We start from the raw sequence: 26364 nt of genomic DNA, 5'->3' as shown, positions 1-26364 counted from the left end.
ATTAAATTGTTAATTTGTTTCTCAGTAGAAAAACCCCGATAGAGCAATCCAAGCAGCGTTTTGGCTGACAATAATTTTTGTATTGTTGTAATATAACTTGAGTGTCAAATGCTGATTCTGAGTGCTTTCCTAAGTTTTCAAATTTTTCGGTGATAGCATTTTTTTCCGGAGCAATACTTTGCAAGCTTAGTATTAATGATGAAGTTATATCTTTATTCAATGATTTGAAATACAGGTATTTAATGGGGATGATTGTGTTTATCCAAATTAGTTCAATGAGGGAGTTAGAAATTTTCTTTTTCGTTTTTGGGGAAGTTTTTCCAAAAGTGTAATGAGTGTCCCAAAATTCAGAAGTGCCTACGCAAAAAATCTTTTTCAATTCGTTTACTTCTTGAATTTCAATGATTTTTGAGAATAAACTTTCCGTTTTTTCGTACAATTGTGCTAATTGTGAAAGCCTAATAGTAGGGAATCCTTGCGGTCTTAGTTTTGAAAAATATACATTTGTTACAGAAGGTTTTAGGTTATATTTGCTTTTTAGATATTCATATTCTTTGGATAAGCTTTTGAAATAGAATTCTTCGTATGTATCTGATAATAAGTTTGATTGACCAAAAAATAGAGCTTCCAGATGAAGAGGAACATTTCTTTCTTTACGAATGATTGAAAAATCAATGGTTTTGCCCATTTCAAGGAAAATTTCACCATTTACGGCTCCTCCAAAATTTTTTAAAAGCATCAAAAAAAGTACTTTTTCCCAATCCGATTGAGTTTGTTTTAGGAGATTTTCAACGTAATCAGATTTTTGTTTCAGTCGTTCCGTAAATAAGAAATCATTCCAAGATGAGGAAATCATTTTTTCGGCTTTCGGATAGAATTTTTCGCAACTGATAAAATCATTTTTTGATAGTAAAAGTTTCTTGTAGTTATTTACTATTTCTGTATCAATTTGATTTTTAAGCTCTAACGTCGGGATTATTTGTTGATTGCTATTGAAAACTTCCACGTCGTGTTCCCAAACCACGTGTAAAATGACATTGTTATAGGCTTTGTCTTGTTCGTGACGATGAGCATACCAATGTGATGATTTTAAGTGAATTTCTACATTTCCAGCCCATAATTGCTCCCCGATTTTTAGCTGTGCATTGAAAAAATCAGGACCCGAAAGAAGATTATGTTCACCAATTGATTGAATAAAGAGGTTTTCCCCGGAAGTTAGGACAGAGTTTTGCGGAATTTTTCCGTATTTCCAGAGATATTGCAGGAAATCTTCTTTCATAAAAATCTCTAATTCAAATCGTTTTCGATAATATTGATAAGTTCTTCGTCGGTTTTAAAAGCAACGAAATTACCATTTTTGATATATGAGATTTTCCCTGTTTCTTCCGAAACAACAAGAGCACTTGCATCTGTTTTTTCCGAAATTGAGGTCGCCGCCCGATGCCGTAATCCGTAATGTTTTGGGAGTCTGTTTTCTCCGGCAACAGGTAAAATTACACGAGTTGCTACAATATAATTACCGCTAATTACAATAGCACCATCGTGTAAAGGACTGTTTTTGAAGAATATACTTTCTATTATTGGTTCTGAAACTTGTATGTTAACATCATCACCGGTTTCTTTTACAAAATTTAAAGGGATGTTTCTTTCCAGTACGATTAATGCCCCCGTATTTGTAGAACCAAGCTTTTTACATACTGAAATTAAGCTTCTTACATCTAAATTTGATTTGTTTTTGGCAGTTTTTAACGATTGGAAAACTTTGAAAAATTTGTTTCGGGCAGCGATATTTGTAGAGCCAATCGTAAGTAAAAATTTTCGTATTTCTTCCTGAAAAACCACAATCAGAGCAAAAACACCCACACCGATAAATTGCCCTAAAATGCTACTAAGTAATTGCATTTGCAAGGCTTCGGTAATTTTCCAGATAAGATAAATAATCACGATTCCCAAAAAAATATTAACGGCAACCGTACCTCGAGCCAATTTGTAAACGTAGTAAAGTAACAACGCAACTAAAAGAATATCAATTACATCTACTACGGTAAAATCTAAAATATCAAATATTTTCAAAGGACTTATGTTTTTAAATGATAATTATATTTTTGAAGAAGATACCTTCATCTTGAATTTTCTGTAAAAATACAATAAAATCTTGAAAGGAAATATCTCCGCTTACTGAAATTGTGTCAGGAACATCTGATTTTTTATTTTTAATATTATCCGAAAAATCGGATAAATCCTTTTTTTTCAGAATGTTATCTGTATCACTCTTTTCTTTTGATATATAAAAATGTGTTTTGGTAAACTCAAGAAATTTGAGTTTTTTGTCACCCATATCAGCTACAGAGAAAAAGTTTCGGGAATCGGGATTTTTGTGAATGTTAGGAGCATCTTTCTTTTCTTGAAGCTCAACAATGTTTTTTCCTGCTTCGGTGAGCGATAAACGTCTGTCTATATTGAAAACCCAATGCGTTGAGGTTATCAAATTATTTCTGTTCAAATCCGCTTTTTGTGTAGTTTCATCAAAAAAAACATAAATCACGGAATAATCGTTGATTTCTGTCATCAAATTGCATTGATGAACTTGCGGTAGCCAAACGTCACGTTTGTTGCAGGAAATTAGAAACAACGTAAGTATGATAAGTGTAATTTTTTTCATCTGTTAAAGGTTTTATTGAAAATTTTGACGCACTCTTTGGCTTCTTTTACATCGTGTACTCGAAGAATGTTAGCTCCTTTCATTAAAGAGATTGTATTTACAACCGAAGTAGCGTTCAAGGCTTCATTTGAATTGATTTCCAGTAAATTATAAAGCATTGATTTACGGGAAATTCCAACCAAAATAGGAGTGTCTAATTCTTTGAAAAGATTTAATTTTTGTAATATTTCGTAGTTTTGGTCTAATGTTTTGGAAAATCCGAAACCGGGGTCGATAATAACATCATTGATACCGAAACTTTGAGTTTTTGCTTTAATTTTTGAAAAATAATAAATCATTTCGGTGATAATGTTTGTGTAATTTGTGTGGCTTTGCATCGTTTGAGGTGTCCCGACCATATGCATAGCGATGTAAGGCACTTGAAATTCTGCTACCACTTCAAACATTTGATTATCAAGGTTTCCTCCAGAAATATCATTCACGATACAAGCTCCTTCAAGTAGGGACTGCCGAGCCACTTCACTGCGAAAAGTATCGACAGAAAGTTTGATTTTCGGGAAATGCTTAACAATTGATTTCACAACGGAAATTACTCGTTCCAATTCTTCTTCCTGCGATACTTCTTTTGCATTGGGTCGAGAACTATATCCGCCAAGGTCAATAAAATCAGCTCCTTGCAAGAGCATTTCTTCTGTCCGATTTAAAACATCAGCCTGAGTAACACGACTACTTTGAAAAAAGGAATCAGGTGTTATGTTCAGAATTCCCATTACTTTGGGAGTTTCCAGCGAAATCAGTTCTCCGTTACAATTGATATACATTTTTTCAAAAAATCAGAAAGAAATTAACAATCCGCAATATTTACAGCCACAGCCAAACCGCCTTCCGAGGTTTCTTTGTACTTGGAATTCATATCTTTAGCGGTTTCCCACATAGTGTTTATTACCTTATCAAGAGGCACTTTTGCATTTTTTGGGTCGGTTTCGATTGCTAGTTCAGCGGCGTTAATAGCTTTGATAGCTCCCATCGCATTTCGCTCAATACAAGGTACTTGCACTAATCCTCCGATAGGGTCGCACGTTAGCCCCAAATGATGTTCCATAGCAATTTCGGCAGCGACCATAACTTGTTCGGGCGAGCCTCCCATTAGTTCGCACAATCCAGCTGCTGCCATTGCCGAAGATACGCCTATTTCGGCTTGGCATCCTCCCATTGCAGCGGAAATCGTAGCTCCTTTTTTGAACAGACTGCCAATTTCGCCTGCAACCAGCAAAAATTGTTTTACATCTTCCTCCGTAGCACTGTGATTCTCAATGACTAAGTAATACAAAAGCACGGCGGGAATTACACCTGCACTTCCGTTGGTCGGAGCTGTAACCACACGCCCTAATGAAGCATTTACTTCATTGACAGCCAGAGAGAAGCAGTTTACCCATTTTAAAATTTCTCGAAATTTGATTTCCGTTTTTTTGATGGAAGTGAGCCAACTTTTAGGACTGTCGTAGGTAACTACCCCAATCAGGTTTTTGTGAATATCATAAGCACGTCGGCGCACGTTTAGCCCTCCCGGAAGAATTCCTTCGGTGTGGCAACCGATGTAGGTACATTCAAGCATTGTATTCCAAATACGAAGCAATTCGTTATGGATTTCTTCATCTGAACGCAATGACCTCTCATTCTGATAAACGATTTCAGAAATTTTTTTACCTTCTTTATGGCAATATTCTAAAAGTTCAGTGGCTTTATCAATAGGGAAGGGAAATCTTTTAGTGCTTTCAGTTACAGGAGTTTCTTCTCCTTCCTTAACAATAAAACCTCCGCCAATGGAGTAAAAAGTAGATTGATATTCAAAACCTTCACCCCAAGCAGTAAAAGAAATTCCGTTGGAATGAAAAGGCAAAGAATTTCGATTAAAAACGATGTCTTCCGCGGGGTTGAATTTGATAATGAATTCGTTACCCAAACAAATTTCTTGATTTTTGTTTATAGCTGTGATAATCACGTCTAAACTTTCAATAGGAACATACTCAGGGTCAGCACCGCTAAGCCCGAACATTACCGCCAAATCCGTTGCGTGCCCTTTTCCCGTTAAGGAGAGAGAACCGTACAAATCCACACGTACTTTTTGGGCTTTATCGAGTAGTTTTTCCGATTTTAATTCTTTCAGAAAGGCTTCGGCAGCTCGCCAAGGTCCTAATGTGTGTGAACTTGAGGGTCCAACACCTATTTTTAACATATCAAAAACGCTGATACATTCCATAAAAATCAAAGTTTATTTACGAAGAGGCAAATATAAAGTTAAAAGTTAAAATTGAAAAGTGAAAAATAAAAAGAATATAAAATATTTTCCATCTATTATTTTTAAAACCAATAACCTACGTTGAAAAACCAGATAGCTTTCTTAATTTCAGGAGAATAGGTACATTTCAGTTCAATAGGCCCTAAGACGCTATCAACACTGTAACCGATTCCATAGCCCGAAAAGTCAGGGTAGGACTTCCAATTTAAGCTATCGAAGAGTTTGTTATCCACTTTGGCAAAGTTTGCGTGAAGCAATATATGATGTTGCTTGAAGTGATTGATATCAAGCGTAATATCAGCTTTTAAATAATTCTTTTCACCAAAACTTAAAAAGTCATATCCGTAAAAAGGAATGTAATTACTGAAAGCATTTTTGTTGTATCCTCCGAAGAAGAAATCCAAGGAATACACATTTGTTCCTCCGAGAGTGAACCCTCCGCTAAAATCCAAACGTGTTGAAATCCTTGAAGATAAAGGAATTGCGAAACCTAATTCTGTTTTTCCCATTGAAAATTGATTGAAGTTCTCGTACGCACTTCCTAATAAATACAAATTAAAAACCGAATTGAAATAAATTCCTTTGGTCGGGAAAAAAGCGTTGTTGTACGAGTCATATTTCAGATAAGCGTATGTGCTTCCGAAGTGTGAATTTTCTCGATAGGAGGAGTTGTTATAATTTGTTTTTGAGTAAAATACGTTTTCAGTTTCGATTTTAACTTTTCGATGTTCCAAACCTAATCCGAAAACAAATCCGTTGCCTAAAAGTGTCTGAAAATAAACTTGGTTAATCCAATCGGCTGCATCAACGTTCAATTTATTGATGTTTGAAACCTCAATATCATAATTAGCAACCAAACTGGGATTGATTTTTCTGCCAAACTGACTGAATTTTGACCGAATTCCGTAACTGATATAAAAACCCTTATCTACAAAATAATCAAACTGATAGCGTAAATTATCTCCCAAAACAATATCTAACGACAGAAAATCATCGGTTTGCAGAGCGTAATGCTTTGTATAATTGAACAGAAAGCCTGTTTTGAACAGATTATCGTAATGTAATCCGAATTTCAAGAAAGTGCGTTCAGGATTTTCTTTTATCACAAAATCAATGTGTTCGCCCTCGTACGTATGCCGAATTTGGTGATTTATGGAATGAAAATTTCGAGTAGCCATCAGGTTAGAGATTCCTTCTTCGAGTTCTTTGAAAGAAATTTTCCTGTCGAGTTCTTTCAGGTGTAGTTTTCCTCTTAGATAACTTCGGGAATAGTGCTTATTTCCGTGAAAATGAATATTTTTTAAGTAAAAAGAATCTATTTTTTCAACTTTTTCTCTCGTGTAATTTTCCTTTTTTTGAAGAGAAGCGATTTTCTTTAGGCGTTCTAAAAACTGTCTTCCGGCAATCTCTCCGTTTTTGATGATGGTATTTCCTTTGTCAAAAGAAACTACGTTGAATCCGTGTATGTCAGGTTTTATGTAAATATCTGTTTTCTCGGCTTTTTCGGTCATATCGTTTACCATTGGGAAAGAGCTTATTTGTGATAATATCCCGAAAACGGAAGCGAGTTCTTCCCTTGTATATAAAGGACTTTGGACGTCAACTCCTATGATAATATCCATTCCTTTGGCTTTAACTTCATCGATAGGATAATTATTTACGATTCCGCCATCTGTCAGAAATTTTCCGTCAATTTCCACCAAATCAAACAATGAAGGAAAAGCACCACTTGCCATAATGGCTTTGGGCAGAAAACCTCCTTCCAGATGCATTGCTTTGCCCGTTTCGATATCCGTTGCCACACACAAAAACGGAATGGGAAGCTTTGAAAAGTCGTAAATATCGCTCACGGGATACAATAATTTAACAAATTCGTTGTATAAATTTTGCCCTTTTGAAACGGAACGAGGGAAGCCCAGTTTGAAGTTGTTGAACGGAAGAGCCACAGCATATCTGTCGTGTAAATATCTCTCGTGCAGAGATTTCGCTCGTCTGGAGGTTTGGTCTTGCAATAGTTTTTTAAAGTCCAATTGCTGAAAAATAGAATCCAATTCTCGTGCCGAGTAACCAGCGGAGTACATTGCCCCCACGATGGCTCCCATACTTGTCCCTCCGATGTAGTCAATGCGTACGCCTGCTTCTTCCAAAACCTTCAGAACGCCAACGTGAGCCAATCCCTTTGCACCGCCACCGCTGAGAACAAGCCCTACTTTTAAGTCTTTTTCGGGTTTAACATTCTGTGATACAACGAAATTGGAGATAAAAAAAACTAATATGAATAGAAATTTTCTCATCTTTTAAAGATTTAGGCGAAGATACAAAAAATGATTGCAAAAACAAAATTTTTTTAAGTACGATTTGTTTTAAAATTTTACATTAGAAGATGTATTTTTCTTAAAAATGTACAGAATTGAAACTTTTTTTGAGAATTCTTTTCCAGATTTGTATTTGTTTTCATTGATTAAAATATAATAATTTAAAATATTTTTAGAATTAAAATTCAAACGTACGAAAAATATACTTACCTTTATCGCAAACAAATTGATTCAGCATTATGAAGTACGAGAAAAAAGCAACAGGAAATCTTCAAGGCTTGGAAGATTCGGCAAGGAAAATTCACGAATCGTTGAAAGCTTTGAACGAACGTTATTACAATATCAATTCTCTGGCAAGATATATTGATATTTATCGACTTTCACAAAACGACCCTATTGAATTTTGGGAAACTATCGCCAATAATAATTTCCAGTGGAGAAAAAAATGGGATAGTGTTTTGGAATGGGACAAGGAAAAATGTGATGTGAAATGGTTTTCGGGAGCAAAACTCAACATTACAGAAAACTGCATTGACAGGCATCTTGCGGATAAGGGCGAACAAACCGCTATCATTTGGGAGCCTAATGACCCTTCAACGCCTCCAAAACATTTGACATACAATGATTTGGCAAGAAGCGTGTACCGAATGGCAAATGTGCTTAAATCACAAGGAATAAAAAAAGGCGACCGCGTTTGTATTTATTTACCGATGATTCCTGAGCTGGCTATTTCCATTTTGGCTTGTGCCAGAATAGGGGCGGTGCATTCGGTGGTGTTTGCAGGCTTTTCCTCCGCATCACTCGCCTCTCGGATTAATGACGCCGGTTGCAAGATGGTCATCACAGCCGACGGAGGTAGCCGTGGAGAAAAAACAAATGCTTTGAAAAGTATTGTTGATGAAGCCTTACTGTCAGCAGAAACTGTTGAAAAAGTATTGGTTGTGAAGCATTCTAATTTGGAGGTACAAATGAAAGAAGGCAGAGATATTTGGCTGGAAACTTTGTTTAATGAAGCATCAGAATTCTGTCCGGCTGAAAATATGGAAGCCGAAGATATGTTGTTTATTCTATATACTTCAGGTTCAACAGGAAAGCCCAAAGGCATCGTACATACAACGGCAGGTTATATGGTTTATAGTGCTTTTACGTTCAAGAATATTTTTCAGTATTCGCAAGGAGATGTTTATTGGTGTACTGCGGATATTGGCTGGATAACAGGACATAGTTACATCGTGTACGGACCTTTGCTAAATGGAGCTACAACCGTTATATTTGAAGGAACTCCGTCATATCCTGATTACGGAAGATTTTGGGAAATTGTTGAAAAATACAAAGTTACTCAGTTTTATACGGCACCTACGGCTATTCGTTCGTTGGCAAAACAATCATTGGAATTTCCTGCCAAATACGATTTGTCTTCACTGAAAATTCTGGGTTCGGTGGGTGAGCCTATCAATGAGGAGGCTTGGCACTGGTACAACGACCACATCGGGAAAAAATCCTGCCCCATTACCGATACTTGGTGGCAAACAGAAACCGGCGGAATTATGATTGCACCCATTCCGTTTGCAACTCCCACAAAACCAACCTATGCCACTTTTCCCTTACCGGGAATTTTCCCTGTGCTGATGCAGGAAAATAAAGAAGAAATCACTGAAAATTCAAGAGACGGACATTTATGTATCGAATTTCCTTGGCCTGGAATGGCTCGAACGATTTACGGAGACCACCAGCGTTATATCGACACGTATTTTTCTGCCTACGAAGGGAAATATTTTACGGGCGACGGAGCATTTCGTGACGAGGTGGGATATTACCGAATAACGGGACGTGTAGATGACGTTATCATCGTTTCAGGGCATAATCTGGGAACAGCTCCCATTGAAGATGCTATAAATGAGCATCCTGCGGTGGCAGAGTCAGCAATTGTTGGTTTTCCTCACGATGTTAAAGGAAACGCCCTCTACGGATTTGTTATTCTGAAGGACGAAACTCGCGTTCAGGATAATGTGCGACGTGAGATTAACAAGCTGATAACCGACAAGATAGGAGCAATCGCCAAGTTGGATAAAATTCAGTTTGTGAAAGGGTTGCCTCGTACTCGAAGCGGAAAAATTATGCGTCGGATTTTGAGAAAAATAGCCTCAAACGATATATCTAACTTAGGAGATACCAGCACGTTAGTGAATCCGGAAATTATAGAAGGAATCATTCAAGAAGCACTTTAATTTTAATGAAAAAAGAGAAAGGCAAAGGTTCATACTTTTGTCTTTTTTCTTTCTGTTTCCAAAAAATACAAAGTTAAATCTATCTGTAAAATAATGAGTTAAAGAAATAACTTAGAAGAATCACTTGTAAAAATGAATTACAGCAATTTTAAAAGTTAGTATGATGAAAGAGCTTAAATAAGTTTTAGATAAAACAAAGCTTGTTTATAATGTTTAGATGTATTGAATTATATCGATTATCTCGTTAAAAAGATGCTTTTTTATAAGTGTAAAATTGAAAGAACTTCAAAATTTACTTATGTTCAAAAGCAAGTAACTCAATGATAATAAAATTTATATGGGTTTTATTTTATTTTTTGAAGAAAATATTTAACTTTGCCTCGTGTGTGTTGTTATATCACTATTTTATGTAGAAAACTGACAATCAATTGAATAATAGCTTAAAATGAACGTTGTATTTTTTGAAAAAATAAGCATATCTGACACTGTTTTTAAAATAGATTGCTCATTTGACTATTTTCGTTCGGACTTGGTTGAAAATCAACGAAATCAAGCCCGAGTGAAAGGTTTGTCTCCTTTGCGTATTTGAATGTTTTTCAGCATTTTAAAAGATTGATTTCTTTTACAAAAATGATTGAAAAACAGTTGTTTATTTTATTCTTCAAATTATATTTAAAACAATGAAAAACAAATACATAGACTTAATAGACCAAACTTATTATTTTCCGCAAGAAGAGTTCAGATTAGAAGGAGATGAGCTTCGTTTTCACGACATTGATTTGATGGAACTTGTACGCCAGTACGGGGCACCGCTCAAATTTATGTATCTCCCAAGAATTTCTGATAATATTCAACGAGCAAAACGCTGGTTTGAAAAAGCCATCAAAAAACACAGATACAAAGGAACTTACAATTATTGCTATTGTACTAAAAGTTCTCATTTTAAGCACGTTATGGTGGAGGCTTTGAAAAATGATATTCATTTGGAAACCTCATCTGCCTTTGATATTGATATTATCAATAATTTAATAAAAGAAGGACGAATTACAAAAGATAACTACATCATTTGCAACGGATTCAAGCGTAATGGTTACATTGATGGCATCGCGGATTTGGTAAATCGCGGATTTGATAAATGTATGCCAATTATTGATAACTATGAGGAAATCAACCTTTTTGATAAAAAGATTGAAGGACAGTACAATATAGGTATCCGAATTGCTTCGGAAGAAGACCCTCGTTCAGAGTTTTATACCAGTCGTTTGGGAATTGGTTATAAAAACATCGTTCCGTTTTACAACAGGGAAATCAAGGATAATAAAAAGGTGACTCTTAAAATGTTACACTTTTTTATCAACACAGGGATTAAAGATAATGCTTACTATTGGAATGAGCTTTTAAAATGTTTGAAAGTATATATTCAGCTCAAAAAAGTAGCTCCTGAGCTTGATAGCTTAAACATTGGAGGAGGATTCCCGATTAAGAGTTCTTTGGCGTTTGAATACGATTATGCTTATATGGTTGATGAAATTATCCGTCAGATAAAAATCGCTTGTGAGCAAGAAAAAGTTCCTGTGCCTAACATTTTTACAGAATTTGGAAGCTTTACGGTTGGAGAAGCCGGTGGTGCGATTTATGAGATTATGTACCAAAAGCAACAAAATGACCGCGAAAAATGGAATATGATTAATTCATCTTTCATTACTACATTGCCTGATTCTTGGGCTATTAACAAAAGGTTTGTGTTGCTTCCAATCAATCGTTGGTATGATGAATACGAGCGTGTATTGCTTGGCGGGCTTACTTGTGATGGAGACGATTATTACAACAGTGAACAGAATATGAACGCGATTTACTTGCCTAAATATAACAAAAACAAGCCTTTATATATCGGATTTTTCAATACAGGAGCTTATCAGGATACTATTGGTGGAGTAGGTGGGTTGCAACACTGTTTGATTCCGCAGCCAAAAATCATTTTGATTGACAAGGACGAAGAAGGAAAAATAAGTACGCATTTATTTATGGAACAGCAAAAAGTTGAAGAAATGCTGAAAATATTAGGATACTAAGTATATGAAATAAAAAAAAGTGGAAGTTTTAAACTTCCACTTTTTGTTTGCAATATTTTTCTTAAAAATTGGTAGTGATATTAAGCGTAAGCCCAGCTGATTCCGGCACGATACGGCAAACGCCACCCACGCACAGCACACCTCCACGTTGTCTTCCGTAGCTTAGAGCCACTCGCGTAGCTTTGTAGGAGAAGGATGTCCCAACGTTGTAATAATGAATTCTTTTGGCTTTGTCATCGTTTCCGTAATTGTACAAATCACTTACAAAAAACGACCATCGTGCATTGGGAATGTATTCCAAAGTATTGCCTATCCAATTTTTCAAATCTTCATTAGCCCACTGATGTTGCATTTCCAATCGAATGGATTGTGTATCAGAGAGAAAATAAGTTCCTTCGGCAGAAATGGTATGAGCTTTTACCTGATACGGTTTTTGAATAATCAAAGAACTGTTGTAATATTGATTCAAGTACGAAAAAATAGTGGTGAAATGGTCAGAGAAAGGTTTTCGGTATTCGATAGCGATATCGTGATAGTATTTCTCCCCAAACCCGATAATAGGGCTGCTTAGTTCCACTTCTTCATTTTTGATGCCGTATTTGTCGGTTACTATGGTGGTTTTCACGTTGTTTTTAAGTCCCGCCCAATACGAACCATTTATAGCAAAACTTGCACCCGTTGAACCACCTAAAAATGAACCGGACGGAGCTTCGTAAAAGAGGTCAAACTGCCCACCGATTTCTCCCTGCTTTTTAAAATAACTATAGTAAGCCATTTGCGGTTGAGCCTGATATACATATATGTTTTGCAGGCTGTGTTCGTACTGTTTGGTTAGTGCGGGAATGTAATTTATCATTCCGTAATTGTAAACATTATCCACTAAATTTCGTTGTGAGAAAAATCTGAAATTTTCCAATCGGCGGAGGTTTAGGTTGAAAGCAACATTGTCTCCGTTGTTGTATCCCATATTGAGTAACAGCGCATTACCGGCACGATTGATTTTGGGGTAGAATTCCTGCAATTCGTAGTGAATGTCTTTGGTTTTATACAAATATTCTCCGCTGAAATTGAATTTTTCTCCGCTGTAATCGGTTCGGAAACCAAAAATGGAAGTATTTTTTTCTGACTGAGGTTGTTTTTTGGAAATATCTTCGTTTCGTATTGTGAACAAGCCTCCGATTTTTAGCGTATATTCTTCTTTTTTAAGTAATTGGCTTATATCTAATTCGGCATCACTTCCTAAAATAAATCCTTTGGAAAAGTCGAATCCCATACCAATGCGTTGCCTTCCACCAAGAACTTTCAACTGAAAAATATCTTGTAAATTCCATTTGATACGTCCGCCGAAAAGAGCGTTATTGATGCCAAGAGCTCGGTCTTCCCAAAAACGAAGTGCCAGTCCGCTCCCGAATTGCTCGTAGAAATGTCCTGCGGTGATGTCAATTCCTTTTTGAAGATTGTTATAACGAGCGAAAGCCGTACCGATGTGATAATCTTTGAGTTGCGGATTATAATGAAGTAATGCTTTTGGAGCGTACGACTCGCCTTGTAGCCCAAATTCAAAATTTTTGATACGATAATCGATTTTCAGATAGTTATTGGAACGGAATCGATTTTCGGCTTCAAATTCATCTAATTTAATTTGGTTGTCATCGATGTAGTATTGTGAATTTGATTCAAAACCGACGCGGAGTTGCGAAAAACCCATTGCCGAAACCAAACAAAATCCGCAGGTTAGTAAATATTTACGCATAATTATTTTGATAAAGATTGTAATTTCTTATAAATTTCAGTTTCGATACCCGGCGTGTAACCCGAATGTACGAATACCACTTTGCCTTTGTGCAAAATAAGTGTGTATGGAATGTTGGCAACGTTTAAGGCTCTTTTCAGCTCGTGGTTGTCGTCCATAAGTATGGTGTATTGCCATCCGGCTCCTTTCACTTGTGATTTTACGCGATTTTTGGTTTTGGCATCGTCTGTGGAAACGGCGATTAGCTCCGCACCGAACTCATTTTGCCACTGTTTGTAGTGTTTGCTGAATGTTTTCAGTTCTTTGATGCACGGAGCACACCACGTAGCCCAAAAGCTCACGATAACGGGATTTTGTTTGGAATTGTACTCGGAAAGGTTTACTGTTTTTCCTTGTAAATCTTTCAGTTGAACATTGGGTAGCGACGCTTGTGCGAAGCCAAGAGTACTAAAAAGTACCACTGTGAGTGTAGTTAAGATTTTCATTGTTATTATATTTTTTCTAATAAAAAGCCCGCAAAGGTATATAAAAATGGAGAAAATACATTAAAGTTTACTTTTAATTTTTATCTTTGCACCGCATTTAAATATTATAATAACAATGAGAAAAAGTTTTTTATCAGGTTTAGCCGTAGTATTGGCTTCTTTTTTAGTGGTTTCTTGTAGCAAAGATGACAACTCTTCTTCAAATGAGGTAGAGGAAAGAAATGAAACAAAAGAAAATGAGGAAAACAACCCTTCAGCAGAGGATAAACGTCCTTTTGTTTATAAGGCTTTAGTAGAAGATGTTACGGGTAGTTGGTGTCCTCCTTGTTTATATATGATTGAGGCTATCCGCGAAGCAAAAAACTCAACCACACCGCTTAAGGAAAGATTTGCAGTTGTTGCAATCCACGATTCAGGTGGAAGGTATGATCCTATGGAAATTAGAGGAAGTGATGCAATATTAAGGCATCTTACCACTCTACCAAGTAATGATTCTGAATTTCCTTTTCATTGGAGTTATCCGTGGCTTAGGTTAAATAGAGATCAAGAGTTGTTTAAAAGTAATGCAGCTCAGCATATTTTTGAACGCTTAGAAAAAAATCTAACTTCGCCTATAGGAATAAAAATATCCTCTAAGTTAACAGAAACAGGTGGTACAGTTTCGGTTAGTTTTAAAACAGCAGAAAACGGACTAAAAGATTTGAAATATAACGTCTTTATAACAGAAGATAATATTACATACTATCAAGCTGGCTCAGGAGACTATAATTTCAGACACGACGATGTGTTGAGAGCTTTTTATGGAGATGGATCGGGTAATGCGTTGGAAACATTAACTGTAGGAAAGGAAGTTACGAAAGCCGACTTAAATTTTTCATATAATTTAATGAGTAGAGAGAAGTTAGCTAACGTAAAAGTTGTAGTTTTTGTTACCAACAAAAATAAAGCTGTAGTTAACGTTCAGGAAGCCAAAGCCAATGAAACTAAGGATTATCAGTACGCAGAGTAATAAAATACAAAACATAAATTAGCAATAAGTCTTGATGTGAAGCATCAGGGCTTATTTTTTTATATCTTAAATAAAACCAAAAAGAGTAGCTTTTTTGTTTCTAAAAGCGTACATTTGCCTAAACAAAATATAATTAAGGATATGAAAAGATTACATTACTTTAGGTTGGTTATTGTTCTGGCAGTAATTCTGACGGCGTTTTCTTGTACGAAAGATAACAACAATTCGGAGGAAGGGTACTATTTCAAGGCAAAAATTAATGGTACTAAAACGCAAGCCATCTTGCATCACGCAGCTATTGGCGAGGCGAACGGAAAAGCAATTTTGTTTTTGTATGGCAGATGGGGCGAAAAACTTGTTCACGGGATAGACATCAAGCATTTTGGTTTCCCGAGAGCCGCAGGAAGCTATACCATTGATAATAAAGCCGAAATGGTGAAAGCATCGTACCGAACCAATGAAGAATTATTTAATTCTTCGCAGGGAAAACTTATGATTGAAAGTATTACTGATAACACCATCAAAGGAACATTTGAATTTACTTCGGGAGATGCAACTATCACAGAAGGAGAATTTTATCTTCCTCTGCTGAATGTAGGAACCGTAAACACTCCGGAAATAGATGTGGAAATAAAAAGCATTCTTTCCGAAATAAAACCTGAAGACCTTGAGCGACTTAAAGAAGGAGGAATGGCGATTCACGAAGGAAACAATCCGCCGAATATTGAGGGCATCTATCTGTCATCGCCTCACATTTTGATGCAACCTTACCCGGGTGACAATTACAAAAAAGGACACCAATGGAATGATTACACGTACCGAATTTCAACTCAGAAAAATGGGCACGCTACTTTGGATTATAAGGCGGCAGATGCTAACCTCAGTGGTGCAGGTGTTTACATCACCGGAAGCGGTAATCGGTTTACGCTATATGCACGAATGTACGGGCAGGAGAAAAACGTAAAAAATGCTAATATCGTTGTGCTTTCAGGAGAAGTTACTCCCGAGGGGATTAAGAATTTCACCTCTTCATATGTGCTTATTTGGAAGCAGGGCGACAGCTCCAACACCATACTAATGCCTGTGGGAGCACATCGGGTGAGTGGCGATAAGGACGGAATGGCTCAAAGAGTGAGTACTTATTAAAGAAATTGATTGTCGTCACTGTTAGTTTGTGTATTTTTGCAACGATATGAACGATAAAAAATCTTAAAACCGACTGAAAAGCAGTCGGTTTTTTTGTAATAGTCAATTCTCCTCAAATTGTAGGGCTTTAAAATCCTCCTTTGAAGGAGGTGTCCGAAGGACGGAGGATGTTGTACTGACAAATACATCCCCCTGCCCCCTTGAAAGGGGGAATCGTAGCGACAAATGATTGTAAGTTAGTTATAAATAAAAATCTATAGCAGGAAATGTCACTCCGAGCGTAGTCGAGGGGAAAAGGTAATGGGCTTCGACTTCGCTCAGCCTGACAGATGGTGTTCTGTTTTGGTTTTAGTGTCACCCCGAGCGTAGTCGAGGGGAAAAGAGGAGGGGCTTCGACTTCGCTCAGCCTGACAAGTGTTGTTCTGTTTTGGTTTTAATGTCACCCCGAGCGTAGTCGAGGGGAAAAGGGAAGGTTCTTCGACTTCGCTCAGCCTGACAAGCGTTATTCTGTTTTAGTTTTAGTGTCACCCCGAGCGTAGTCGAGGGGAAAAGAGGAGGGGCTTCGACTTTGCTCAGCTTGACAAGTGTTGTTCTGTTTTGGTTTTGTACTTTATCTTTCTGAAATAAATAAAAATTTTAACAGAACAGTAATAGCACCTCAATAATTGTTAAAATATTTAACAGGAAAACATCAGCACCTCAAGAATAGTTAAAATCTGTTATAGGAATAATGATAGCACTTTGAGATTAGTAAAATTCTGCAACAGGAAATCATCAGCACTTTGAGGTTAGCAAAATTCTGCAACAGGAAATCATCAGCACTTTGGGGTTAGCAAAATTCTGCAACAGGAAAATATCAGCACTTTGGGATTAGTAAAATTCCGTAATAGGAAAAATATTTCCTAATTCGGATTGTGAAAAAAATGTCTGCGGAAATAATCTTCACAATGATAAATAAAATAGAAAAATATTCTTTTCTTTTGAAAATCAGAAAATAATAACTATCTTGCCGGCAGTAATCTTTTAAAAATACAAGAAATGATAAAAACAACCTACCTTAAAGAATTACGGCAGAAGGATTATACACAAGTATTGCTTAATATTTGCACTTTTGCCAAACAAGAAGACTTGGAGACGTTGCAGTTGAAGACAATTTTTGACGTATTTGAACAAAAAGTGAAAGTGCTTGATAGTTCCACTTCCAAAGAAACTACCAAAGAGGAAACAAAAATAGTAGAAGAAACTGATTTGGCAAGAGATAGAACTTTCACGGCAATAACAAGTGTAATACGTGCTTATTTTCTTTCGCCCGATGATGCTCAAGCAGGAAGAGCCAGAAAACTTATTGATGAGATTGAAAAATACGGCAAAAAGATTACAAAACAGTCTTTTAAGTCCGAGACTACTTCCATTCGGAATATTATTAACGATATTAATCAGTCCGAAAAGCTAAAAGGGACTATTTCTGAATTGCATCTGGAAGAATGGCTTACGCTTTTGGGCAAGCAAAATGAGGAATTTGAAAAGATTTACAACGCTCGTACTGAAAAAATGTCGGAAGAGGAAACTGGTAAATCTAAAATTGCCAGAGCCGAAGCACAGGAAAGTTTTGAGCATTTTGCTAAGGCAATCGGTGCGTATGCTTTCGTTCGTGGGGAAGCTCCTTATAAAAGTCTTGCCGATAAAATCAATACCGAAATAGCACAGGCGTTGAGCAATATCCGCAAAAAGCGTAAAAAAGACACCAAAGAAGAGCAATAACATTCTGAAAAAGAATTGAATTGTACAATATGCAAGAAAGTCTTTTGATAATTGAGAGTAAATAAAATTTTAATCGGTTATGAAAAAAATATTGACATTATTAGTTATGGTATTTTTATCTTTTAGTTGTGCTAAAAGTAAATTCAATGATACTAAAAAGGTTAAAGGCGTTTGGATGCTGGAGAGTTCTTCTAATCAATTTGAACCTAATGTAAATTTATCAGATTGTGAAAAGAAAACATTTTATAAGTTTGATGATGATTCCGTTTTTTTGTCTCATTCTTTTATAAAAGAAGGAAATTGCGAAACGATTAAAAGTAAAAATAGCTCATATAGGGTAGAAGATAATCAGGTTTATATCAATGATGACCAGTATTTATCAATTTCGGTAGAAGGAGATAAGCTCACAACCCGAACAACAACTAAAAGAGGTATTGACCCTGTAGTACACATATATAGAAAAGTGAAGTAAAATATGCATCATTTGGCTAAACAGGCAATAAACAAATGTTTTTCAGAGTCTTTTTGTATGGAAGATATGCAATGTTATATGTAAAAAAGTGTATCTTTGCATCAAAATTAAATAGTTAAAATAGATAAGAAATGAATAAAGGACCTATTTCACAATTTATAGAGAAGAATTTTTTGCATTTCAATGCAGCAGCGTTGGTAGATGCGGCGAAGGGGTATGAAACGCACCTTTTGGAAGGCGGAAAAATGTTGGTTTCGCTTGCTGGGGCGATGAGTACTGCCGAGTTGGGTATTTCATTGGCAGAAATGATTCGTCAGGGGAAAGTGGATATTATCTCGTGTACGGGGGCAAACCTTGAAGAAGACGTGATGAACCTCGTGGCACATTCGCACTACAAACGCGTCCCCAATTATCGCGACCTTACCCCGCAAGATGAGTGGGAATTGCTTGAAAATCATTACAATCGTGTAACAGATACGTGTATTCCAGAAGAGGAGGCTTTCCGCCGTTTGCAAAAACATTTGGAAGAAGTTTGGCACAAAGCCGAAAAGAAAGGAGAGCGTTACTTCCCACACGAATTTTTGTATCAGGTGGTAAATTCGGGAGTGTTGGAACAGTATTATGAAATCGACCCCAAAAATTCTTGGATTGTAGCCGCAGCGGAAAAGAATCTTCCGATAGTATGCCCAGGTTGGGAAGATTCCACCACAGGTAACATTTTTGCTTCCAACGTGATAAAAGGTAAGTTAAAAGCCTCGACCGTGAAATCGGGGATTGAATATATGGTGTACTTAACGGAGTGGTACAGAGCTAATTCTGGCGGAAAAGGCGTAGGTTTCTTCCAAATAGGAGGCGGTATTGCGGGCGACTTCCCGATTTGTGTGGTTCCGATGATGTACCAAGATTTGGAATGGACGGACGTACCTTTTTGGGCGTATTTTTGCCAAATTTCGGACTCTACAACAAGTTATGGTTCGTACTCAGGAGCGGTTCCGAACGAAAAAATCACGTGGGGGAAATTGGACATTAACACCCCGAAATTCATCGTGGAGTCGGACGCTACCATCGTTGCTCCGCTGATTTTTGCCTACATCTTGGGGCAATAAATTGTTGTGTTTTCATATTAATTTAAATTTAAATATTTAATTCGGAGGTTGTTCATTTTTTGAGCAACCTCTTTTTGTATTAATTGTATAATATTAAGAATATTGTTTCTCTATATTTGATGTTGGTACTAATCGGATAAATTATATCAACGAAATTAACATTTTTGTTTTGTATGTTTTTGATTTTTAGTGTTTAATGCTAAAATAAAGATTTTGATACTCATAAATGATTTATTATTAGTTGTTTGTCTTTTTTTATTGTTATAAAATAGTTAAAGCTAAACATTTAATAGGATAGTAAAACAATTATATATACCTTTACCTCAGAAATTAAAACTATAAAAGTGATGAAAAAAACATTTTTTTATGTAGTGTTTTTGTTGGTGGTAACAATCACTACGAGTTGCGTATTGTTAAATCCGGTGTATGATAATTTAAAGTTGAGTGCTTCGGAAGTAACTGTTGAGGAAGGAGATAAAGCTGCCTTTGAAATTATATCAGGAAGTGGAGATTATTTGATAACTGTTGTAGATACGAGGATAGGAGTTGCTACTTTGTCGGGGACTACCGTTGTTATTAAAGGCATTAAGGAGGGCAAAAGTTCAATAATAGTATTTGACAAAAATACTGATGAACGGGCAGTTGTTGAAATTAATATAACTAAACTAATTCCGAGAATGACTTTTACAACTACTGAATCCATAGGAAAGATGTTTACATTAGGACTTTTGGGTTCTGAATACAATGGAGGGGAATTGCCTAACAATGTATGGATTGACATTAATAATAATGGTATGAAAGAAAAGGGGGAAGACTTATCTGAAATTCAAAGGGAATATGAACACAACTTAGGATATGTTCTCGTAAACTACCCCAGAACTCATATTTATGCCTTTAAATTACTCTCACAAACGGTTACTATTTATGGAGATGTGGCTCATTTAGATTTTTTAAATTTAGGAGAAGTTACGAAGCCTTATTATGAAAAAGATTATCCTAATATGCATTCTGGCTCCGAGTATAAAAAAAATCCTACGAAACTTACTTCATTAGAAGTTAAAAAGAATAAAAAACTTGAAGTACTCCGATGTGGTCTAACAGGGATTTCAACATTAGATGTAAGAGGAATGAGATTGTCGCTATTAGATTGTTCGAAAAACAACCTAAAATCATTAGATGTTGGAGGTTCAAGTATTTCTGTTTTACGTTGTTCTGATAACCAATTGACGTCTTTAAAGTTAGGCTATGTAGAAAGACTTAATTGTGAAAATAATCAGTTAGCCGATTTAGGCAATTTAGAATTGGTAAAAAGGCTGTTATGTGCAAACAATCAATTGACGACTTTGGCTTTCAAAGGCGGTTCTATTGAATATTTAGATTGCACTGAAAATAGAATAAATGCAGAAGCTATGGCTAATTTGGTTAATAGTTTACCTTTTGGAAAAATTGAGTATGAAAGGGTTGGATTGGATGGACTTCTATATCCCATACAAAATATTATCATCACCAATTCCAATTCACCTACTGAAAAAAATCAAATTACGCCAGAAAATATTGCTGCTTTGAAAAAGAAACAGTGGAAAGTAGGCTGGACTGACCACACCGATAACGGTAAATTCAAAGAATATTAGTAATTGTTATCAATTTTATAAACAAAAAACCTTGAATTTTTCAAGGTTTTTTGCTTTTTTTGTGTTTTAAATTTTTAAATTCTATGAGAGCTATTTTCTTTCTTTTTGTAATTGTATTTATTTCCTGTCAACGTACAGAGAATCAGTATTCTGAAATCAAACCTAATGAGAAACTAACCAATTTTGTTAATCCGTTTATAGGTACAGATGGTCCGGGAAATACATATCCAGGGGCTACGGTTCCTTTCGGAATGGTACAACTAAGTCCGGATATCGGGATACCTGGTTGGGACAGAATTGCGGGTTATTTCTATCAAGATAGTATTATTTCGGGTTTTTCGCATACACATCTCTCGGGTACAGGAGCAGGTGATTTGTATGACATTTTAGTGATGCCTACTAACAGCCGATTTAGCGAACGGATTAAAGAAAATTCATATAAACCTTTTTCAAAGTTTAGCCACGACAGGGAGGCAGCCACAGCAGGATATTACACAGTGGATTTGCTCAGTTACGGAATCAAAGCTGAATTAACAGCTACTGAACGCGTTGGTATTCACCGATATACATTTCCAAAAGATGAACATACAAAAGTAACCGTTGATTTAGGATTTGCGATGAATTGGGACGCTCCCACTGATACATATATTAATGTGGTGAATAATACTACCATTGAAGGGTATCGCAAGTCCACAGGTTGGGCAAAAGACCAGCGGATTTATTTCGTAATGGAATTTTCGAAGCCTTTTTCGGGGTATGTTCTTTTTAATGACGAAAAAGAAACTACCAATCCCACAACGGGAAAGAACACGCGAGTGGAGTTGTTATACAATACGGAAGAGAATGAGCAAATAATCATAAAAACAGCACTTTCCACCGCTAATCTGGAAGGAGCGTATGCTTCAATGCAAACCGAAGCGACTGATTTTGACTTTGATAAATATCGTAAGCAAGCCAACGAAGCTTGGGAAAAAGAATTACAAAAAGTGCGAATCGTATCCGATGACCGCGACAAGAAGACGATTTTCTATACAATGCTGTATCAATCAATGCTATGTCCTACCCTTTTGAGCGACCCTAACGGAAACTATAAAGGTGCTGATAATCAAATAAGAAAAGCAGAAGGCTTCCGACGTTATGATACTTTTTCACTCTGGGATACATTTCGTGCCACACATCCGCTTTTTACCATCACACAACCTGAACGCACAAATGATTTCATTCAATCGCTTTTGGCACATTATCAAGAAACAGGCAGGCTTCCCGTTTGGTCAATGCAAGGAAACGAAACCAATATGATGATAGGCTATCACGCTGTTCCTGTGGTGGTTGATGCGTATTTTAAAGGTTTTTCTATGAATCCGGAATTAGCATATAAAGCTTGTAAGGAAAGTGCAATGGTTGATGAACGTCAGATAGATTTGTACAAAAAATTAGGTTATGTCCCCACCGATGGGCATCACGAAAATTGGTCGGTTTCCAAAACGGTAGAATATGCCTACGGAGATTGGTGCATTGCGATGTTTGCCAAGGCTTTAGGAAAAACTTCTGATTATGAATATTTTTTAAAACGCTCTGAAAGTTGGGGAAATCATTATGATGAAAAATCAACTTTTCTTCGTCCGAAAGATAGTGAAGGTAAGTTCGTAAGTCCTTTTATTCCAAAGGAATATACTCCTTATTTTTGTGAAAGTAATGCGTGGCATTATTTCTGGTTTGTGCCTCAAAATATTCCTGCATTGGTAAGGAGAATAGGAGGGAAGGAGCGTTTTGAACAAAAATTGGATTCGATGTTTACATATTATCCGTTTCCTGAAGATAAACTCCCGATTTTCAGTACCGGAATGATAGGGCAATATGCACACGGAAATGAACCAAGTCACCACGTTGGATTTTTGTACAATTATGTGGCAAAACCATCAAAAACGCAAGAAATTACGCAACGAATTTTGAAAAGCCAGTACAAGAATAAGCCTGACGGACATTGTGGCAATGAGGACTGCGGACAGATGTCGGCTTGGTTTATTTTCTCTTCCTTAGGATTTTATCCTGTAAACCCTGCTCAAGGAGTGTATTTATTTGGAAATCCGTATTTTAAGCAAGCTGAAATTCAATTGGCAGAGGGTAAAACATTTGAAATTAAAGCCAATAACTTTTCTGAGCAAAATAAATATATAAAGGCAATATATTTGAATGGAGAACCTTATAAAAAGCTTTATATCAGGCATAAAGATATCGTCGAAGGGGGAACATTAACCTTTGAAATGAGTGATGTGCCTAATGATGAAGTTTTAGGAAAGTACGAATTACCGGAAGTTAATACGGTTTATTAATGTGTATTTGGTAAAACGTTTCGGTATTCATTTAAAAATAATTATCTTTGCCCACAAAATTAAGAAACTATGAGTGCTATTGTAGCTATTGTGGGTCGTCCCAATGTTGGAAAATCGACCTTTTTTAATCGACTTATAAAACGCCGTGAGGCGATTGTTGATGCCGTAAGCGGAGTTACTCGTGATCGTCACTACGGAAAAACGGACTGGAATGGAGTTGAATTTTCGGTTATTGATACGGGAGGTTATGTTGTAGGGAGTGACGATATTTTTGAAAAAGAAATAGATAATCAGGTTAATTTAGCCATTGAAGAAGCTGATGCCATCATCTTTATGGTGAATGTTGAAGATGGAGTGACAGGTATGGACGAAACTGTAGCTGATTTACTCCGACGCTCCAAAAAGCCAATATTTCTTGCTGTAAATAAGGTGGATAGCAATAATCGTATTGCTGATGCACAGGAATTTTACGTTTTCGGATTTGAAAATCTTTATACGCTTTCGAGCATCAACGGAAGCGGAAGTGGTGAACTTCTGGACGATTTGGTTAAAGTATTGCCCGAGCGTGAAAGCAAGCAAGAAGAGGAACTTCCTCGCTTTGCTGTGGTAGGTCGCCCAAATGCCGGAAAGTCCTCATTTATAAATGCTTTGATAGGAGAAGACCGATACATTGTGACGGATATTGCGGGAACAACACGTGATGCTATTGATACTAAATACAATCGTTTCGGATTTGAGTTTAATCTGGTTGATACGGCAGGAATTCGCAGAAAATCAAAAGTTAAAGAAGATTTAGAGTTTTATTCCGTAATGCGTTCAATCCGAGCTATTGAACATTCTGATGTTTGTATTTTAATGATTGATGCAACTCGTGGATTTGAAGGACAAGACAGTAATATATTTTGGCTTGCTGAAAGAAACCGAAAGGGAATTGTAATTTTGGTTAATAAATGGGATTTGGTGGAAAAGGGAAACAACACTACCAAAGAATACGAAGCCTTGATTCGCAAGGAGATAGCTCCCTTTACCGATGTCCCAATTATATTTGTGTCGGCACTCAATAAGCAACGTATTTACAAAGCCATAGAAACCGCTGTTGAGGTTTACAAAAATCGTTCAAAACGTGTTGCCACACACAAACTTAATGAGGTTATGTTGCCTATTATAGAGAATTATCCGCCACCGGCAATAAAAGGTAAGTATATCAAAATCAAGTACTGTATGCAGTTGCCTACGCCAATGCCTCAGTTTGTGTTTTTTGCTAACTTGCCTCAATATGTTAAAGAACCTTATAAGCGATTTATTGAAAATAAATTGAGAGAAAATTTTAATTTTAACGGAGTTCCGATAGATGTGTATTTCCGACAGAAGTAAAATAAACGAAAAAAACAGAGATTTGATTTTTCAAATCTCTGTTTTTTTATTAAGCTTCGCAACTGCTACAATTTACGAAATTCATTATCATTTCTTTTGCAACGGATTGACTACGTTGGTAGTACAAAGTTTTTACTCCCAATTTCCAAGCCTCAATCATTACTTTATTAACATCTTTGATAGGCATTATTGACGGAATATTCAAATTTAAACTTTGTGTTTGGTCGATATAAGCCTGACGCTGTGCAGCTTGTGTTATAATTTCCATTGGGGAAATTTCTTTGAATGTCTTAAATACATTTTTTTCTTCCTGCGTAAGCTCTGCCAGATGTTGCACCGAACCGTCATTTAATCGGATGCTACGCCAAGTATCTTCATTGTTTATGCCTTTTTCTTCTAACAATTGTGTTAAATATTTATTCTTACGCATAAAGTTTCCTTTTGCCAAACCAACTTTGTAATAATTGCTTGAATACGGCTCAATTCCTGGGGAAACTTGTCCTAAAATAGCTGAACTTGAAGTAGTTGGAGCAATAGCCATTGTGGTGGTATTTCTTCGTCCGTAACCTTTTAAAAGCTCAGGTTCACCGTAGATGTGTGCTAATTCCTGAGTAGCTTTGTCGGCTTCTTCGCGGATATGCTTGAAGGCTCTCGCGTTGAACTGCGTTGCTTCGAAGCTCTCAAACGGAATCATATTTTTCTGTAAATAAGAATGATATCCTAAAACTCCCAAACCTAAAGCTCTATGACGAATAGCAAAATTACGAGCCGATTGCAAATAGTAATTATCTTTGGTTTTTTCAATAAATTCGGAAAGAACCGCATCTAAGAAGAAAATAGCCAATTTCACGGCTTTTGTATCTTTCCACTCATCAAATAACTCCAAATTCATAGAAGACAAGCAACAAATGAATGATTCATCAATTCCTGACGGAAGCATAATCTCGCTACATAAATTGCTTGAACGAATCACCATATTTTTGTCTTTATATACTTGCGGACGCTTGCGATTTACGTTATCGGTAAAGAAAATATAAGGTAATCCTTTTTGCTGACGACTTTCCAGAACCCTCGCCCAAAGTTTACGTTTTTCAATATCGCCATCAATCATTTCTTGCATCCAATAATCAGGAACACACAAACCGAAGAAAAGATTTTGTATAGGGAATCCTACGTCTTTTATTTGAAGAAACTCCTCAGCATCAGGGTGGTCGATATCCAGATAAGCCGCAAATGCACCACGACGAACACCTCCTTGCGAAACCACGTCCATAGCCGAATCAAACAATTTCATAAAACTTACCGCCCCGCTCGATTTTCCGTTATCGGTCACTGCCGAACCACGGCTGCGTAGCTCTCCGAAATAACCTGAAGTTCCACCACCTATTTTTGTTTGCATAATCACCTCGCCCAATTTGTGAGTGATTCCTTCAATACTGTCCGGAACGTGAACATTAAAACAAGAAATAGGCAAGCCTCTTTCCGTTCCCATATTTGCCCAAATAGGGGAAGAGAAACTAATCCAACCTTTGGTAATCATCTCCTTGAAGGCAGGTTGCAACTCAGGTTTATAAAGCCTGCGAGCTGCAGCGTGTGTGATGCGGTCAATAGCTCCTTCCACAGTTTCTCCCTTTAGTAAATAACCTCTGTTGAGGATTTGTTCAGACTCTTCATTGAGCCACCATATGTTGGTTTCTTCGTTCATATTGACTTGTTCT

At 36.6% G+C, this 26364-nt stretch carries 19 protein-coding genes; 10 read left to right on the top strand and 9 right to left on the bottom strand.

Translation table 11 applies throughout. The annotated features are described in order from the left end of the window. Position 1: 1 nt before the first annotated feature. From CGC58_RS02090 to CGC58_RS02065, 6 genes are all read right to left on the bottom strand, one after another. The gene (locus tag CGC58_RS02090) at positions 2-1279 is read right to left on the bottom strand and encodes a DUF2851 family protein (RefSeq protein ID WP_095894907.1); all 1278 of its coding nucleotides are present in this window, start codon (positions 1277-1279) and stop codon (positions 2-4) included. A gap of 8 nt (positions 1280-1287) precedes the next feature. Continuing rightward, on the bottom strand, positions 1288-2073 hold the full coding sequence (locus tag CGC58_RS02085) for a diadenylate cyclase (protein WP_095894906.1): 786 nt from the start codon (positions 2071-2073) through the stop codon (positions 1288-1290). Between the two features lie 13 nt (positions 2074-2086). Next, complete coding sequence (locus tag CGC58_RS02080; protein ID WP_095894905.1) at positions 2087-2662, bottom strand: hypothetical protein; 576 nt, start codon at positions 2660-2662, stop codon at positions 2087-2089. Next, positions 2659-3483, bottom strand: coding sequence for a dihydropteroate synthase (folP, locus tag CGC58_RS02075; RefSeq protein WP_095894904.1), 825 nt, complete (start codon positions 3481-3483; stop codon positions 2659-2661). The genes CGC58_RS02080 and folP overlap by 4 nt, the downstream gene beginning before the upstream one ends. Positions 3484-3506: 23 nt before the next feature. Beyond that, complete coding sequence (locus tag CGC58_RS02070) at positions 3507-4922, bottom strand: L-serine ammonia-lyase (RefSeq protein WP_095894903.1); 1416 nt, start codon at positions 4920-4922, stop codon at positions 3507-3509. A gap of 101 nt (positions 4923-5023) precedes the next feature. After that, positions 5024-7255: a patatin-like phospholipase family protein gene (locus CGC58_RS02065; RefSeq protein ID WP_095894902.1), complete on the bottom strand. Its 2232-nt coding sequence runs from the start codon at positions 7253-7255 to the stop codon at positions 5024-5026. A 260-nt stretch (positions 7256-7515) separates the two neighbouring features. Here CGC58_RS02065 and acs point away from each other — a divergent pair, with 260 nt between their 5' ends. Continuing rightward, positions 7516-9504: an acetate--CoA ligase gene (acs, locus tag CGC58_RS02060; protein WP_095894901.1), complete on the top strand. Its 1989-nt coding sequence runs from the start codon at positions 7516-7518 to the stop codon at positions 9502-9504. 680 nt (positions 9505-10184) lie between these two features. Further along, positions 10185-11576: a type III PLP-dependent enzyme domain-containing protein gene (locus CGC58_RS02055; protein WP_095894900.1), complete on the top strand. Its 1392-nt coding sequence runs from the start codon at positions 10185-10187 to the stop codon at positions 11574-11576. A gap of 61 nt (positions 11577-11637) precedes the next feature. Here the strand turns inward: CGC58_RS02055 and CGC58_RS02050 are convergent, their stop codons facing one another. Next, positions 11638-13329: a DUF6029 family protein gene (locus tag CGC58_RS02050; RefSeq protein ID WP_095894899.1), complete on the bottom strand. Its 1692-nt coding sequence runs from the start codon at positions 13327-13329 to the stop codon at positions 11638-11640. Between the two features lie 2 nt (positions 13330-13331). After that, entirely contained in the window at positions 13332-13814 is a 483-nt protein-coding gene (locus CGC58_RS02045) for a TlpA family protein disulfide reductase (protein WP_095894898.1), read from the bottom strand. A gap of 115 nt (positions 13815-13929) precedes the next feature. Between CGC58_RS02045 and CGC58_RS02040 the strand changes: the two genes are divergently transcribed. The 8 genes from CGC58_RS02040 to der all read left to right on the top strand — a co-directional run bounded on the left by CGC58_RS02040 (position 13930) and on the right by der (position 24646). Further along, positions 13930-14823 (top strand): Omp28-related outer membrane protein, encoded by an 894-nt coding sequence (locus CGC58_RS02040; protein ID WP_095894897.1) that lies wholly within the window; start codon positions 13930-13932, stop codon positions 14821-14823. A gap of 141 nt (positions 14824-14964) precedes the next feature. After that, a complete protein-coding gene (locus CGC58_RS02035; RefSeq protein WP_095894896.1) occupies positions 14965-15969 on the top strand; it encodes a hypothetical protein in 1005 nt (334 codons plus the stop codon). A gap of 1038 nt (positions 15970-17007) precedes the next feature. Beyond that, complete coding sequence (locus tag CGC58_RS02030; RefSeq protein ID WP_095894895.1) at positions 17008-17730, top strand: DUF6261 family protein; 723 nt, start codon at positions 17008-17010, stop codon at positions 17728-17730. 106 nt (positions 17731-17836) lie between these two features. After that, the gene (locus CGC58_RS02025) at positions 17837-18202 is read left to right on the top strand and encodes a lipocalin-like domain-containing protein (protein WP_157909176.1); all 366 of its coding nucleotides are present in this window, start codon (positions 17837-17839) and stop codon (positions 18200-18202) included. 131 nt (positions 18203-18333) lie between these two features. Continuing rightward, positions 18334-19308: a deoxyhypusine synthase family protein gene (locus CGC58_RS02020; RefSeq protein WP_095894893.1), complete on the top strand. Its 975-nt coding sequence runs from the start codon at positions 18334-18336 to the stop codon at positions 19306-19308. Positions 19309-19655: 347 nt separating this feature from the next. After that, positions 19656-20939 (top strand): leucine-rich repeat domain-containing protein, encoded by a 1284-nt coding sequence (locus CGC58_RS02015; protein ID WP_095894892.1) that lies wholly within the window; start codon positions 19656-19658, stop codon positions 20937-20939. A gap of 83 nt (positions 20940-21022) precedes the next feature. Continuing rightward, complete coding sequence (locus CGC58_RS02010; RefSeq protein ID WP_095894891.1) at positions 21023-23272, top strand: GH92 family glycosyl hydrolase; 2250 nt, start codon at positions 21023-21025, stop codon at positions 23270-23272. A gap of 69 nt (positions 23273-23341) precedes the next feature. Continuing rightward, positions 23342-24646, top strand: a complete 1305-nt coding sequence (der, locus tag CGC58_RS02005; RefSeq protein ID WP_095894890.1) for a ribosome biogenesis GTPase Der — start codon at positions 23342-23344, stop codon at positions 24644-24646. A gap of 49 nt (positions 24647-24695) precedes the next feature. On the opposite strand, the gene CGC58_RS02000 is transcribed toward der, so the two are convergent. Beyond that, positions 24696-26351, bottom strand: coding sequence for a ribonucleoside-diphosphate reductase subunit alpha (locus tag CGC58_RS02000; RefSeq protein WP_095894889.1), 1656 nt, complete (start codon positions 26349-26351; stop codon positions 24696-24698). Positions 26352-26364: the final 13 nt, after the last annotated feature.

The sequence above is a fragment of the Capnocytophaga stomatis genome, from assembly GCF_002302635.1.
In the GTDB taxonomy this organism is placed as follows: domain Bacteria; phylum Bacteroidota; class Bacteroidia; order Flavobacteriales; family Flavobacteriaceae; genus Capnocytophaga; species Capnocytophaga stomatis.
This window is presented reverse-complemented; position numbering and strand designations above follow the sequence as displayed.

Bases quoted from the DNA above. Each gene is read 5' to 3' on its own strand.
- CGC58_RS02090 (WP_095894907.1), bottom strand. From the start codon at position 1,279: ATGAAAGAAGATTTCCTGCAATATCTCTGGAAATACGGAAAAATTCCG.
- CGC58_RS02080 (WP_095894905.1), bottom strand. From the start codon at position 2,662: ATGAAAAAAATTACACTTATCATACTTACGTTGTTTCTAATTTCCTGC.
- folP (WP_095894904.1), bottom strand. From the start codon at position 3,483: ATGTATATCAATTGTAACGGAGAACTGATTTCGCTGGAAACTCCCAAA.
- CGC58_RS02070 (WP_095894903.1), bottom strand. From the start codon at position 4,922: ATGGAATGTATCAGCGTTTTTGATATGTTAAAAATAGGTGTTGGACCC.
- CGC58_RS02065 (WP_095894902.1), bottom strand. From the start codon at position 7,255: ATGAGAAAATTTCTATTCATATTAGTTTTTTTTATCTCCAATTTCGTT.
- acs (WP_095894901.1), top strand. From the start codon at position 7,516: ATGAAGTACGAGAAAAAAGCAACAGGAAATCTTCAAGGCTTGGAAGAT.
- CGC58_RS02055 (WP_095894900.1), top strand. From the start codon at position 10,185: ATGAAAAACAAATACATAGACTTAATAGACCAAACTTATTATTTTCCG.
- CGC58_RS02050 (WP_095894899.1), bottom strand. From the start codon at position 13,329: ATGCGTAAATATTTACTAACCTGCGGATTTTGTTTGGTTTCGGCAATG.
- CGC58_RS02045 (WP_095894898.1), bottom strand. From the start codon at position 13,814: ATGAAAATCTTAACTACACTCACAGTGGTACTTTTTAGTACTCTTGGC.
- CGC58_RS02040 (WP_095894897.1), top strand. From the start codon at position 13,930: ATGAGAAAAAGTTTTTTATCAGGTTTAGCCGTAGTATTGGCTTCTTTT.
- CGC58_RS02035 (WP_095894896.1), top strand. From the start codon at position 14,965: ATGAAAAGATTACATTACTTTAGGTTGGTTATTGTTCTGGCAGTAATT.
- CGC58_RS02030 (WP_095894895.1), top strand. From the start codon at position 17,008: ATGATAAAAACAACCTACCTTAAAGAATTACGGCAGAAGGATTATACA.
- CGC58_RS02025 (WP_157909176.1), top strand. From the start codon at position 17,837: ATGGTATTTTTATCTTTTAGTTGTGCTAAAAGTAAATTCAATGATACT.
- CGC58_RS02020 (WP_095894893.1), top strand. From the start codon at position 18,334: ATGAATAAAGGACCTATTTCACAATTTATAGAGAAGAATTTTTTGCAT.
- CGC58_RS02015 (WP_095894892.1), top strand. From the start codon at position 19,656: ATGAAAAAAACATTTTTTTATGTAGTGTTTTTGTTGGTGGTAACAATC.
- CGC58_RS02010 (WP_095894891.1), top strand. From the start codon at position 21,023: ATGAGAGCTATTTTCTTTCTTTTTGTAATTGTATTTATTTCCTGTCAA.
- der (WP_095894890.1), top strand. From the start codon at position 23,342: ATGAGTGCTATTGTAGCTATTGTGGGTCGTCCCAATGTTGGAAAATCG.
- CGC58_RS02000 (WP_095894889.1), bottom strand. From the start codon at position 26,351: ATGAACGAAGAAACCAACATATGGTGGCTCAATGAAGAGTCTGAACAA.